Annotated in this window: 13 protein-coding genes; 4 read left to right on the top strand and 9 right to left on the bottom strand. The window is 57.8% G+C overall.

The features are described from left to right. Positions 1-77: 77 nt before the first annotated feature. Complete coding sequence (locus BDD14_RS01700) at positions 78-503, bottom strand: hypothetical protein (protein ID WP_130417305.1); 426 nt, start codon at positions 501-503, stop codon at positions 78-80. Between the two features lie 228 nt (positions 504-731). On the opposite strand from BDD14_RS01700, the gene BDD14_RS01695 reads away from it, so the two are divergent. Both BDD14_RS01695 and BDD14_RS01690 read left to right on the top strand, forming a co-directional pair. Beyond that, the gene (locus BDD14_RS01695) at positions 732-1,529 is read left to right on the top strand and encodes a protein-L-isoaspartate O-methyltransferase family protein (protein WP_242617661.1); all 798 of its coding nucleotides are present in this window, start codon (positions 732-734) and stop codon (positions 1,527-1,529) included. 89 nt (positions 1,530-1,618) lie between these two features. Then, positions 1,619-2,503 (top strand): sugar phosphate isomerase/epimerase family protein, encoded by an 885-nt coding sequence (locus BDD14_RS01690; RefSeq protein WP_130417303.1) that lies wholly within the window; start codon positions 1,619-1,621, stop codon positions 2,501-2,503. An 18-nt stretch (positions 2,504-2,521) separates the two neighbouring features. Here the strand turns inward: BDD14_RS01690 and tdh are convergent, their stop codons facing one another. Next, positions 2,522-3,556 carry an L-threonine 3-dehydrogenase gene (tdh, locus tag BDD14_RS01685; RefSeq protein WP_130417302.1) on the bottom strand — a complete coding sequence of 345 codons (1,035 nt, stop codon included), beginning with the start codon at positions 3,554-3,556 and terminating at the stop codon, positions 2,522-2,524. A 267-nt stretch (positions 3,557-3,823) separates the two neighbouring features. Between tdh and BDD14_RS01680 the strand changes: the two genes are divergently transcribed. Together BDD14_RS01680 and BDD14_RS01675 are read left to right on the top strand one after the other, a co-directional pair. Continuing rightward, entirely contained in the window at positions 3,824-4,960 is a 1,137-nt protein-coding gene (locus BDD14_RS01680; protein ID WP_130417301.1) for a lactonase family protein, read from the top strand. 36 nt (positions 4,961-4,996) lie between these two features. After that, positions 4,997-6,151 carry a lactonase family protein gene (locus BDD14_RS01675; protein ID WP_130417300.1) on the top strand — a complete coding sequence of 385 codons (1,155 nt, stop codon included), beginning with the start codon at positions 4,997-4,999 and terminating at the stop codon, positions 6,149-6,151. 73 nt (positions 6,152-6,224) lie between these two features. Here the strand turns inward: BDD14_RS01675 and BDD14_RS01670 are convergent, their stop codons facing one another. From BDD14_RS01670 to BDD14_RS01640, 7 genes are all read right to left on the bottom strand, one after another. After that, entirely contained in the window at positions 6,225-7,604 is a 1,380-nt protein-coding gene (locus tag BDD14_RS01670; RefSeq protein WP_130417299.1) for an amidohydrolase/deacetylase family metallohydrolase, read from the bottom strand. A gap of 89 nt (positions 7,605-7,693) precedes the next feature. Then, positions 7,694-9,064 (bottom strand): L-seryl-tRNA selenium transferase, encoded by a 1,371-nt coding sequence (locus BDD14_RS01665; protein WP_130417298.1) that lies wholly within the window; start codon positions 9,062-9,064, stop codon positions 7,694-7,696. 23 nt (positions 9,065-9,087) lie between these two features. Beyond that, positions 9,088-9,648: a RidA family protein gene (locus BDD14_RS01660; RefSeq protein ID WP_130417297.1), complete on the bottom strand. Its 561-nt coding sequence runs from the start codon at positions 9,646-9,648 to the stop codon at positions 9,088-9,090. A 271-nt stretch (positions 9,649-9,919) separates the two neighbouring features. Then, positions 9,920-11,245 (bottom strand): MFS transporter, encoded by a 1,326-nt coding sequence (locus BDD14_RS01655; RefSeq protein WP_130417296.1) that lies wholly within the window; start codon positions 11,243-11,245, stop codon positions 9,920-9,922. Between the two features lie 116 nt (positions 11,246-11,361). Beyond that, positions 11,362-12,621: an ABC transporter permease gene (locus BDD14_RS01650; RefSeq protein WP_130417295.1), complete on the bottom strand. Its 1,260-nt coding sequence runs from the start codon at positions 12,619-12,621 to the stop codon at positions 11,362-11,364. Then, positions 12,618-13,301, bottom strand: coding sequence for an ABC transporter ATP-binding protein (locus tag BDD14_RS01645; RefSeq protein WP_130417294.1), 684 nt, complete (start codon positions 13,299-13,301; stop codon positions 12,618-12,620). The genes BDD14_RS01650 and BDD14_RS01645 overlap by 4 nt, the downstream gene beginning before the upstream one ends. After that, positions 13,302-13,763 carry a DUF3299 domain-containing protein gene (locus BDD14_RS01640; RefSeq protein WP_130417293.1) on the bottom strand — a complete coding sequence of 154 codons (462 nt, stop codon included), beginning with the start codon at positions 13,761-13,763 and terminating at the stop codon, positions 13,302-13,304. Positions 13,764-13,775 lie beyond the last annotated feature (12 nt).

Here is a 13,775-nt window from a genome sequence, read left to right as displayed (position 1 = left end):
TGAGCCCGGCAAAGTTGCCGGGCTCAGTCCATCTTCTGAATTAAGATTATCAGGCGTGTCAAGAAAAACTGTGGAAATCACTGTTTCAACGCGGTTCCTGTAACGGTCGCCTTATGTTGTTTTCCATCGTCGTCGAGGATGTACATCGATCCCTTTTCGACGGCAAATTTCATCGGCTTTCCAAGGGTGATACCTGCCGGTTTCGACCATGGAAAGAGCAGATGTTCGCTGGCGGTGTAGATCGTGTCTCCGCTCTGGATGGTATAGACCTGATAGTTCTCGTAGTTATCGGTCTTGGTGGTAGTGCTGTTCTGAGAGTAGTCGCTGCCATTGCCGCGATCCTTGGCGGAGCTGTCGCTGTTCGTTGTCATGGTGCTTCCCTGACGAATTTTCTGGCGTTCGGTCGCGGTGAGGGTTCCAGTCTGCCAGTTGCGGTCGGCGGCAACTGCAACCAAGGTGCTGCTAAGCAGACACCCCGCTAAAGTAAGTGTTCCTAGTCTCATATTTAACCTCGTATCCATGCAAATCGTTCTTTGTGTTGGACAAAAAGCACGGGCCGAAAGACTGGGTAAAGGGACTGGTCGAGATTGTACCCGCCTGCTTTGGACGTAGCCAGTTCAATTTGGGCGGAGCGGACCGCATTCCGGTCCATAGCGTCGAGAGAAAGCGTCTCATCCACCAGAGGACGAGAGATGGATCTCGCGGAGCACGGACTGAGCTTTGGGAGACAGATGGCTAAAAAAGCGGGCCTTCCTGAAAACGACGAGATTGCGCGGGTATTTGCGAGGACGCCACGCGAGACGTTTCTGGGCCCGCCGCCGTGGCGGATCTTTGCGAGCGAGGGCGAAGGCACGCTGGTCGACGATCCTGTACTGCTGTACCAGGATGTTCTGGTTCAGATTAAGGGAGAGGCAGCGATCAACAATGGGCAACCAAGCCTGCATGCGCTGTGCTTCGCGGCATTGCGTGTGGAGCATAGAGAGACCGTCGTGCATGTTGGAGCGGGTACAGGGTATTACACGTCGATGCTGGCGCAGTTGACTGGCCGCGAGGGCCGAGTGGACGCGTATGAGATCGAGAGCGATCTGGCGTGGAAGGCAGCAGAGAACCTGAGCGAGATGGCGTGGGTGACAGTACATTCAGCGTCGGGCACGATAGGACCGTTGCCGATGTGCGATGTGCTTTATGTGAATGCAGGGGCGACGGACCCTCTGGACGTTTGGCTGGACGCTGTGCGGGTTGACGGCAGACTGCTGTTTCCACTGACTCCGGACGAGGGGTACGGAGGGATGCTGCTGGTTACACGGTTGGTGGAGGGATATGCGGCGAGATTCTTATGCGGGGCGAAGTTTGTGGGATGTGCGGGGGCGAGGGATGAGGCGATGGCGAGGAGATTGGCTATCTGCTTCAGCAAGGGTCATGCGGGAGAGGTCCGTTCGTTGCGAAGAGATCGTTCGCCGGATGAGACAGCATGGTGTGCGGGCGCGAACTGGTGGTTATCGAAACGGGAGACGCCACACGGCACATAACGTTATGCCATTGCAGCGGGATTTTTACGACCGAAAGGACATCAGACGATTTTTCGAAGATAATTCCTTTGCACGTAAAAGGAGCCTGGATGATCTCGCGAAGAAAATTTCTTGGCAGCGCTTCCGCCGCTGCTGCTTATGCAGCCTGGGGAAGTACTGTCTCGTATGCAACTCCACTTAACCTTCCGCTGGGAATCCAGCTCTACTCGGTTCGGCAGCAACTGGCAAAGGACTATGACGCCACGCTGGCCGAGGTCGCCAGCGCCGGTTTTACCGAGGTGGAGGCCGCAGGCTTCTACAACCGGAGCGCGGCAGAGGTGAAGCAGGCGATGCAGAAGGCGAAGTTGCACTGCGTCAGCTCGCACCATCCCTTTGGCGATCTTCGCAAGAAGTTCGACGAGATTCTTGCGTTCAATAAGGAGCTGGGCGTTGGATACATGATCTGCTCAAGCCCCGGACCGAAGGACCCGACTCCGGGCGAGGGTGGCAAGCCGCGCGCGATGACCATTGAAGACTGGCGCTGGATTTCGGGGCAGTTCAATGAGATGGGCGAGAAGACAAAAGCTGCGGGCATCACCTTTGGCTATCACAATCACATTCACGAGTTCGATCAACTGGATGGTGGGGTTCCGTACACAGAGCTGCTGAAGCTTACCGACCCGGCGAAGGTGACGCTGGAGCTGGATTGCGGCTGGGCGATGGTCGCGGGGCATAACCCGGTGGATCTGATGCGTGACCATCCGAATCGATTTTCGATGCTGCATGTGAAGGACTTCAAGCTGAAGCCCGCCGGAGGTGGCGAGGCGAAGGTGACGGAGCTTGGCCTGGGAGATATCGACTACCGTCCGATATTCCAGCAAGCCGCGAAGACGCAGAAGCTAAAGCACATCTTCGTCGAGCAGGAGGCCTTCGACATGCCTTACATGGAATCACTGAAGACCGATGCGAACTACCTCAAGAATCTGAAGGTATAGAACGGCTCTCGACTGGCGCTATGCTACATCGCGCCAGTCGAGGATCACCTTTCCGGAGTTGCCGGCGCGCATGGCGTCGAAGCCCTGCTCGTAATCGCGCCAGTTGAGGCGGTGAGTGATGACGCCGGAGATGTCGAGGCCGCTCTGGAGCATGACGGTCATCTTGTACCAGGTCTCGTACATCTCACGGCCATAGATGCCGCGGATGGTGAGCTGGTTGAAGACGACCTGGTTCCAGTCGATGGAGATGTCTTCGGAGGGGATGCCGAGCATGGCGATCTTTGCGCCATGGCTCATATTGCTGAGCATCTCGCGGAAGGCGGCGGGATTGCCAGACATTTCGAGGCCGACGTCGAAGCCTTCCTGCATGTGGAGCTGCTGCTGAATTTGTTTGAGTGGGGTGGCGCGGGGATCGACAGCAAGGGTGACGCCGACCTTGGTGGCGAGATCGCGGCGGTACTGGTTGGGGTCGGAGATAACGACGAAACGGGCGCCGGCGTGGCGGGCGACGGCTGCAGCCATGATGCCGATGGGGCCGGCTCCGGTGACAAGGACGTCTTCGCCGAGGATGGGAAAGGCGAGCGCGGTGTGCACGGCGTTGCCGAGAGGGTCGAAGATGGCGGCGATCTCGTGCTTGATGCCGGGGGCGTGCTGCCAGATGTTGGACATGGGCAGGACGACGTATTCGGCGAAGGCTCCATCGCGATTGACGCCTACGCCGAGGGTGTGGGCGCAGAGATGGCGGCGGCCGGCGAGGCAGTTACGGCAGCGGCCGCAGACGACATGGCCCTCTCCACTGACGAGCTGACCGACGGCAAGATCGGTAACGTTGGAGCCGAATTGAACGACCTCACCGACGAACTCGTGGCCGATGACGAGGCCGGGGCGGATGGTGGAGCGAGCCCAGGCGTCCCAGTCGTAGATATGGAGATCGGTTCCGCAGATTCCAGTGTAGAGGACGCGGATTTTGACGTCGTTGATTCCGATTTCGGGCTCGGGAACGTCTTCTAACCAGAGACCGCGTTCGCTGCGGCTTTTTACAAGTGCCTTCACGAGAGAGTGCCTTTCCGGCTACGCACACACGAATGTGGACTCGCGGACAGCGAAGGGGCTGCGGCGTAACCGATTGCGAGGCCACTGCTTTTATTCTAATGTGCCGGGGGCAGGCCTAGGGATTCGCAGGCCATCTAGAGCATTTGACATAGGTGCGATCCGGGTAGGGCGGTATACGATGATCGCAAAGCTGCATTGGCCGGATTGTTGCTCTGTGAGCGATGGCAGCGATGATTTTCAGGATCTCGAACGAGGGGGACGACCAAGATGAGTACGCGCTGGAGCCGCAGAGAGTTTGTGCAGTGGATGGGTTACTCGTCGTTGGCTTCCGCGGCCCTGGGTTCTCCCCTGTTGGCAGCCGAGGGAAAGCCGAGCACAGCTTCGTTTGCTTATGTGGCAGCCAAAGACGGCGCGGAGGAAGGGATTCACGGGTATGCGGTTCGGCGAGGGTGGGAGAAGCTGCAGGTTGTAGAGAGCAGCAGGCCGGTCGCGCTGACTTTGGCACCGAGCAGACGGTTTTTGTATGCCGTGAATGAAGTGGATTCGCATAAAGGCTTGCCGGTTGGAACGATTGAGGCCTTTGCTATCGGGCAGGATGGGAGACTCACGCTGCTCAACCGGCGGGAACTTGCGCTTTCGGCCACGATGCCCCGGCATGCGGCGGTGACTCCGGATGGCCGCAACCTGGTGGTGGCGGTGAGCGGCGGCGGAGCCTATAACGTGCTGCCGATCGGTGAAGACGGCAGCCTCGGCAGGGTGTCGAGCATGCTGAAGGAGATTGGGGTCGAGCGGGAGAGTGGAAGTAGCCAAGCGCAGCCTCGGATGGTCGCCTTCGATACCGCAGGTCGCGTCGTAAGCGTGGACGGAGGAGCGGACCGGCTGAATGTACTCTCCGTGGGCGACGAAGGGATTAGAGCGCATGCGCGGGCGGGACTGAGCGCGGGATGCAGGGCGTCGCAGGTGGCGATGCATCCGGCGGGAGAGAGGCTGTACGTGATGCAGGGCGAGGCGATCTCGTGCCATCCGTATGACGCGACCGCAGGAAGGGTTTCGGAGCCGACGCAGCATCTTTCGATCGCCGGAGCGATGGAGGGGCCGGGGACGATGGCGGTACCTCCTTCGGGGAGGTTCCTCTATGCTTGCCAGCGCGGCGGCGGGGTGGCTGCGTGGGGCATGGGCAGCCGTGGGGATGGAATCTCCCGGCCGCTGGGGCTGCAGGTTGCAGCGATGGGCGAGCTGCACGCGATCGAGATCGCGCCGGATGGAAGAAGCGTGATGGGGGTGAGCCGCAACAAGGGCTTGATCCAGCGAGCGGAGCTCGATCCCGGTACAGGAAGGTTGAGTGCGGGGGACGTCGTGGCGCAGGTGAATTCGCCAAGCAGCCTGGTTGTGCTCTACAGTTAGCCTTGGCTGTTCCAGCACAAGGAGATAGAAAAGGGCATGGTGAGGATGTCGAGGCGTGGGTTTCTTCAGGGTTCTGCAGCGGCGACTCTCGGAGCACATCCGTGGGCTTCGTTTGCGGAATCAGCAGGATCAAGATCGCTTTTTGTAGGAACCCAGACGACGAAGGGCAGCAAGGGAATCTATGCATACAGCTTCAACTCCGCGACTGGCGAGTTGACTCAGACGGGGCTTGCGGTTGACGCGGACAGTCCTACTTATCTTGCCTTGTCGCCGGATAAAAGGGTCCTGTTTGCTGCAAACGAGCTGGATGAGTTCGAGGGCAAGAAGAGCGGCGCCGTTTCGAGCTTCGCGGTCGATCGCAAAGCGGTGAAGCTGACGAAGATCAACGAGGTTGCAGCGGGCGGCCCGGGAACGTGCCATGTGAGCGTGGATCATACGGGACGATGCGCGTTTGCCGCGAATTACGGGGGCGGGAGTGCAGCCTCCTTTGCCGTGGACAAGACGGGCAAGCTGAGCGATGCAGTCTCTTTCTTCCAGTACAGCGGACATGGGCCGAAGCCACAGCAGACCGGGCCGAGGGGGCACCGCGTCACCGTCTCGCCCGACAATAAATATCTGTTCGTGAACGATCTTGGGCTGGATGAGATTCATATCTACCATCTGGATGCTTCGACGGCAAAGCTTACGCCGCAGGACCCTCCGGCCTGGAAGGCGGAGCCGGGATCGGGACCGCGCGCTTTGCAGTTTCATCGGAACGGCAAGTGGGCTTACTGCGTGAATGAAGTCAGCTCCTCGGTGAATGTGCTGGACTGGAACGCGCAGAAGGGCGTGTTTACGACGGCGCAGTTGATCTCGACGGTGGCTGACGGGCACACGGGGCCGTCGGCTCCCTCGGAGATCGCGATCGATAAGGCCGGGCGCTTTGTGTATGTCGCGAACCGCCTCGATGACTTTATGGTTTCGTTTTCGATTTCGCCAACCGACGGCAAGCTCACTCTGATGGAGCGGACGTCGTGCGGGGGTAAGACACCGCGGCATATCGCGCTGGATCCTACCGAAAAATGGCTGCTGGTGGCCAATCAGGCTACCGATAATCTTTCGGTCTTCGCTCGCGACAGCAAGACGGGAAAACTGGCCAATGAGGGCAAGAGCTTTCCGATATCGCGGCCGCAGTGCATCGTGTTCCTGTAAACGCCAGGTTCGGCAATGAAGAAGGCGCTCAGATCTCTCTGAGCGCCTTTCTGTTTCTACGAGTATTTACGGGCTAGTGGCGGCTGTTGTCTGCAGGAACGCTGGGCTTGGTTCCGTGCATGTCTGGATTGCGAGGAGCGAAGGTCGTCCAACGAGAAGCGTAGGCGTCGTTTGGATCGGGAGCTGCGTCCCACTTGCGGGCTTCGATTCCATTCAGGTCATAGACGATCTTTCCACCCTTGATCGTGACTTCGTCTACGAGCTTCTTTGTTCCATCGAGACGGCCATTCACCATATCGGTGAAGCCGAACTGCCCCTGCTCCAGACGCAGGACAGCGACGTCCGCTACGGAGCCTACAGAGAGGTTACCCAGGTCTTCACGTTTGATCTCATGGGCCGGGTGAGAGGTCATCTCGGCGACGGCCTGCTGCAGCGTGATCCCGACTGCCATCATCTTGCTCGCGACGTTGAGCTCGTCCTTGGTGGCGCCGTTCATGCTGCCGATGTGCAGGTCGGTCGAGAGGGAGTCGGGGATGAAGCCATCCTTCACCATGGGAACGGCGAGCGAGAACTTGAAGCTGCCGCCGCCAGTGCCGGCGTCAAAGAAGATGCCACGCTTGCGGCCGTCGATGAAGGCCTTGCTGGGTCCCTTGGTGACGGGGTCCTGCTCCTGGCGCAGACCGGAGTACATGTGGGTGTAGATGTCCCCGGGGCGCAGTTTCTTGTTCAGCAGGTCGTAGAGCGGGCGGGTGGGCCGGTCGACGCCAAAGTCGACCATGACGGGGATATTGGCTTTGGTTCCGGCGATGACGGCCTGCTCGACAGGCTTCCACTCAGGGCCGGCGAAGTGGGCTGTCTTGATACCGACGATCGTATCCGGATACTTGAGGGCCATCTTTGCCGTGGCCTCGCCATCCATATCGGCGAGGTTTTGCTCGTACTTGTCGCCACGCATTCCAGAGCCAACGATATTGAGCATGGCGAGCACACGCGTCTTCGAACGGTCGATGATGCGCTGCTTGAAGTCCTCGAAGTTCTTCCAGCCGGAGCAGCCGGCATCGACGACGGTGGTGACGCCGACGCGGAAGGTAAAGCCATCCGGGGGAACGCTGTTGTCCCCTGCGTAGGAGCCACGTTCGCCCGTTCCGCTATAAACGTGAACGTGGATGTCGATGAGGCCGGGGGTAACGTAGAGGCCCTTGACGTTGATGGTCTTGAGCGCGTCGGATGTCGCGATGTGGGGCGCGACCTTAGCGATCTTTCCGTCTTTGATGGCGACGTCCATCACCGAGTCGACGTGGTTCTTGTCGTCGATGACGTGGCCGTTCTGAAGGATGAGATCGTAGGCCAGGTTAGGTGCCTGAGCGAAGGCATGGACGGAGGCTGCGGCAAGCGATAACACCGCACAACAGGAGGCGATGGATCGCGTAACTCTGGAAAACGAATGGGACATGAATCTCCTCAATCTTTAACCACATGTTAATTCAGATAGCACGGGACCTCAATTTCCGACCGCAGAAAGGAGGCCCCGCACCTGAGTTGTCAGGCCTTTGGCGCTGCGCTGAAGATCTCTACCAGCCGGTCGGCGATGTACTTGTCCTCGCCCTCCTTCAGCTGCCACATCGCAAAACCAAACTTCGTGGGGTCCTGCTGACGGTGGTGATGCTCAGGCTGATTCGCGGGAGCGTCGGGGTTGCGTCCGCGCATACCGCCGGCGTCGGCATTCAGGCTACCGATGCCAACAGGCTTCGTCTCAGCAAGCTGGTGTATTACCTCCTGCGAGGTGATCTTCAGTTTCGTCTGATCGATCTGCCAGCTATAGTGCGGCGTCACGTTGCCCAGCGCCTGCGGCTCGAACTCGCGCGGCAGGGCCGTCACGCCGAACTTCGCAATTGCCTTCGAGATCACCTCGGCGCGCTCGTCGTAGCTCTTGATGACTGCGTCGTAGTCCTGGTTGACGAAGAGCTCCAGCGCCTTCAGCAGAGCGAAGATCGTCTCCTTGCCCACCTTGCTCGAGCGACCGATGCGGTCTTCCTGCGGGCTCATGTTCATCTGCGCCCAGCGGATCAGCTTCTCCTTGCCGATCAGGATGCCCGAGGCCTGCGGCCCGCAGATGTCCTTGCCGCCCGAGAAGGCTACGAAGTCCCAGCCCTGCGCCGGGTACTCCCACAGGCGCTCCTTCGGCGGAACGTCGGCCGAGGCGTCGTTGAAGGTGTAGATGTTGGCCTTCGTGGCGATCTCGATCATCTCGCGCCCACTTACCTGACCGCGATCGGACTGGATGTTGATGTAGTGCATCGCCAGCGTCTTCGGGTTGATGGCGTTGATCATCTGCTCCTTCGTCTCCACCTCAACGAGCGTAACGCCCGTCTGGCGAACCTGGTGGTCGAAGTTGTTGCGATGGGCCTTCTGGATGATGACCTCGGTCTTCGGGAAGCCCGTCAGATCGGGGCACGCCTTCAGCCGCGGCTCCAGGTCCTCAGTCAACATGCCGGCATAACCCACCACGATGCCTGCAGCCACGCCGCCTGTCACCAAGCCGGTGTAGCCGGGAGGGGTCTTGCAGAGCTTTTCGATATAGCGTCCGGCGGCGACCTCGAGCTCGTTGATCAACACAAAGTGCTGGTTGCCCTGGCGCATCAGCTCCATCACTTCCGGCTTCATCACCGAGCCGCCGATGACGGTGACGGTGCCGACGATGTTCACCAGCGGCGTCACGCCCAGTTCTTTATAGACATCGCCCGTCGATCCCAGACCGCTCTTGATGGGAACGATGGGATGGCCGTCGATGCCATGCTTCTCGTCTTTTTCCTTCTTCTCGGCGATAGCCGCACGCGGCGCAAACAGGCTGCCTGTTGCAGCACCAAGTACAGATAAAAAAGAACGACGATTCCAACCGGACTTCAAGATCATGTGTAACTCCTATCCATTGATAACTAGTTCGACGAAGGGGCGGGCGGATTGACAACCATGGCGCTGCCGACGACTTCAATCAGAGAATCACCGGGGATCCAGTCGAGCGCCATGCAGGACCGCGATGGAGCTTTACCGGGGCTGAAGTATGTTCCATATATTTTATTCAATGCCTGATAGTGGGCCTGATAGGCATCAAAACGCGCCTTGCCGGTCAACGGGGGAACTCCATCTGCAAGAGGAAGGCAAAAGAAGACCTGCATGTTCATGATGCTGTCCATGGTGCAGCCAGCACTCTCGACCGATTTTTTCAGGGCATCCATGGTGCGAGTAACGTGTTTCTCAAATGGATCTGTAACCTTTACATGGTCATCTTTAGGATAGCCGTCATTCGATCCGGTTCCAGAGAAATAATAAATACCATTGTGCGTATGATTTGCGCGGGGGCGGGGACGATCGCCGCCCGGCTCGGACGGAGTTGGAGTGTTGGAGGGCTGTTGGGCGAAGAGTTTCGGCGCTCCGGTGACGACTGCTGCCAGGGCTGCGAACTTTCCAAAGAAGGTGCGTCGAGAATTTATCTCCATTGCTTTCTCCCTTAGCAAGCTTGGTGGAATGGTTACGACATCAAAGAACCGAAACTTCCGGAATTATCGAGAAAGAATTCTGCAGGGCGCCGTAAATCGGCAGAGCTACGGCATTTAGCGGCCAGAATTCACACGCTGGTGAACCTGGCATACCGAATACGAAGACAATCCGGTAAAAAAATCTTATTCGCAGGACGTGGTGGAATCATAGGTTCCATCCACGTCGATTGACTACAGGCAAATGACATATTTCTTTTCTGGGACTTATGGCCTATTTTGCAAAGACATGTTCCTCGACAACGGTTTCACTGAGGAGCGGGCGCTCTGGGTGGACGGTCGTCCAGCAGATTGCCCCGATAACGGCCAGGATAGAGGCGATTGCGAAAGAAGTCGTCCAGCCGTAACGTTGCGCAATCCAGGGTGTGAGCGAAGCAGTCACGGCTCCGCCGAGCTGGCCGCCGGTGTTTACCATGCTCGAGAATACGCCTGAGCTTCCTCCGGCGATGTCTACGGAGACTGACCAGAAGGAACTCTGTGAGAGATAGAGTGCTCCGGCACCGCCTGCAAGGATCAGCCCCGCAAGCTGTGGGCTGTGGACCTGGGATCCGAGGACGAGAAAGACGGCGGTGAGAACAAGGGCCACGGAGGCCAGCCAGCATCGGCCCACACGCAGACCATATCTTGCTGTCAGACGGTCGCTCAACATGCCTCCAAGGAGACAGAAGAAGGTCATGGAGAGAAACGGAAGCATCGCGTATCGCGCGCTCGACTTCAGATCGAAGCCGCGAACCTGGGCCATGTACAGAAAGAACCAGCTGAAGAAGATCCATGCCACGTAACCGAAACTGAAGTATCCGATCATCAGTGCAGGAAGATCGCGGCGGTGGAAGATCGCTCGCCAGGAAATCTTGGTTTTGGAAGACTTCGTTTCCTGCACCGGCGGCGTTCCAAACGAGAGACCATCACGGATTTCAACCAGCTCTTCGGCCGTCATGGCGGGATGCTCCTCGGGAGTATCACGGGAGGTCTTCCACCAGATTGCTCCCACGATGAAGCCGACGATGGCGCTGAACCAGAAGGCGGCACGCCAGCCATGATGCGTGATGAGCCACGTCAGCATTGGTGGTGTCAGGCCACTGCCCGCCCCCACGCCAGCGAAGATAAGACCATTGATGAAACCTCTCTCCTGCACGGGAACCCAACGCGCGACGAACTGATTTGCCGCGGGATAGATCACTGACTCTCCAGCACCAAGGACAAAACGAATGCCAATCAGGAGGACGACTGCGTAGGGAATTTTGGTAGGCAGGAGCGCCGTCAGAACCGTGGCTACACCCCAGGACATCACTCCTAAGGTCAAGACGCGGCGCGGCCCGAAGCGCGCCGACAACCATCCTGCTGGTAGCTGGAAGCCAGCGTAGCCAATCAGGAACGCGCTGAAGATCCAGCCCAGACGCTGGTTTCCCAGACCATATTCGGTGCTGATCTGGAGGCCGGCGATCGAGATATTGGTTCGATCAAGAAAGGCGACTCCGCTCAACACAAACAACCAAAACGCCAAAAAATATCGTACTCGCATCCAACGTTGCAACATCATTCACTCCCTGCATCGACTCGGGTTGAGCCGCATATCCTTCATCGAAATAAAAACTACGAGGAACCAGCCGCGTGTTTCCTGCCAGGCGGGCCGTTACTCTTGTTTACTGCGTCTGTCTAATGAGCATTCAAACCGTCAATAAGACCGTTGCGATATGCCCTCATTGCAGGAATACAACCCAGCAGAACTCCCGCGAAGATGACACCAAATGAATAAAGAATGACCCGCTGCGATACACCGACCATGGCGAGGGGGATGCCAAAACGGGTTTCAACCGGGGTATGAAAGAGCCAGAGCAGAAGATAGATCGCAGTGAGGCCGACTGCGGTTCCTGCAGCGCTGATAAGGGCAGACTCCATCACGAAAAGCGTGAAAATCTGACGTGCATGAAGGCCGATGGCACGCAGCACCGCTACTTCTCTTCTGCGCTCGTTCAGAGCTGTGTAAAGGGCAATCAACATGGCAAGCAAACCCACGACGAGAACGGATGCGCTCACAATCGAGAGAGCTACATCCGCATATCCAAGGACACTCCATAAGTCCTGCAGCGTATATGCAGGGATGATCGCGGTCAGTGGCTCGCCTTTGTACGTATTGATCTCCCGCTGCAAGAGAAGAGTGCTGACACGCGACTTTGTTCTCAGAAGGAACGCGCTGATCTGGTCGATGTGAAGATCTTCTTTCCGTATTTTGGAGGCCGGAATCTCTTCACCTGGTGCAGGAGCTGTCCCGTCTTTCCAGTCGATGTGCATCGCCTCATCGCCGTAAAGGGTGATGTAGATCGCCCGGTCGACCGGAGTGGAAGTTCGCGCGAGAATCCCCACTACAGTGAAAGGCTTGTCTTCATGATTCTGCAGGCTTGTTCTTTCGAGGCCGTGGCTGAGGACAATTTTCTGCCCAAGTTCGTAGTGGAGACTGGCGGCAACTTCACTTCCCAGAACCGCGTCGAAGATGCCCTCGGGACGAATGCCGCTGGCGAACTGGATGGAATGATCACGGCGGAAGCGGTAATGTTCGTAGAAATTATCGTCTGTGGCGACTACACGGAAGCCGTGATGACTGTCGCCAAGCGATATGGGAATGGTCCATTGCACGGCGGGATGATCGCGGAAGTGTTGGTAAGAAGCGTAAGAGATGTCGTTGGTTCCCGTCCCGATGTGAAAGACGGAGTAAAGCAAAAGCGGCAGAGAACCGCCACGTGCTCCAACGACGAGATCGGTTTGACTGAGGGTGCCGGAAAAGCCTGCCTGGGTTCCCTGCCGCACGCGGTCGACCCCCACGAGCAGCATGACGCTAAGAGCGATGGAGAATATTGTCAGACTGGTAGTGACAGCCCTGCTCTTCAGCGATTTATAGGCCAGCAGAAGAAGAGTCATGACCGTACCTGATTAATCTCAGCGATGGAAATTCGCTCGTCGAAGTGAGACATCAGCGAGCGATCGTGGCTGACAAAGATGAGGGTGGCCCGGGCTTCATCGCAGACTTCGAGAAGGAGCTGGAGGAAGGCCTCCTGCCGGTCGCTATCGAGCGAGGAGGTAGGCTCGTCGGCGATTACCAGACGAGGACGCCCGATCACTGCCCTTGCAATGGCAACCCTTTGCTGCTGGCCGGTACTGAGCTTTGTAACTCCACGATCGAGGTAATGATGGAGATCGAGGCGCTCGGCAATTCTCCGGACCTCGTCACCGAGGGTTGGAGCGGCAATTCTCTTGAGGCGCTTAGCATGCACCCGGCAGGGCAGCTCGATGTTCTCCTTGACAGAGAGATACGGGATGAGATTGAAGCTCTGGAAGATATACCCCATCTCGGAGCCTCGATGCCGGTCCCTTGCGGAAAGGGAGAGGTGCGTAAGCTCTTTGCCCAGAACTTCGCAGGTTCCATGTTGCGGGAGAAGGACCCCTGCAATCAGTCCAAGCAGCGTTGTCTTCCCGCTGCCGCTCGAACCGTGAAGAAAGACCCGCTTCCCTTTTTCAATATTGAACTCCTTCACTTGCATGATCGGAGCGTGCGCCTCATAGCCGAACGAGACGTCTTGCATGACGACAGCAGAGAACATCTATGGCCCCCCATATGGCTTCACGTCGTCACCCGTGAGCGTGTAGGAGACATCGCCATAAGGGCTTACGATGGTCGAGATCTTCAGTTGACCAGTGACCACAATGGGATCGACAAAGGACATCTTTACCTTTGCGTTATGGTCCATTTTTACGTACACCATCTGATTAGGCGGTGGAGGAGGCGTATGGATGCAGGCGCCGGCATAGGGAACAAGCAGGAACTCTGTAACCTCGTTGTCCTCATCTTCGAGTGGCACCATGAAGCCAGGAATACTGACCTGTTTTCCCTGCAGAGCAAATGCGGGTGATTTTTGTGCAGTGGCTGCAGAGGTGAGGGTCTTCAAGGTCTGCCAGTTGACAGTAACCGCCGGATTGGCGGCATGCAGGAGGGGACTCAAAAGGAACAGAGCGAAGAGGCCTGCTAAGACAGCCCTGAAAGACCGAGTGGACTTATATTTCATCTTCGACTCCAA

The organism is Edaphobacter modestus (assembly GCF_004217555.1).
Classification (GTDB): domain Bacteria; phylum Acidobacteriota; class Terriglobia; order Terriglobales; family Acidobacteriaceae; genus Edaphobacter; species Edaphobacter modestus.
This window is presented reverse-complemented; position numbering and strand designations above follow the sequence as displayed.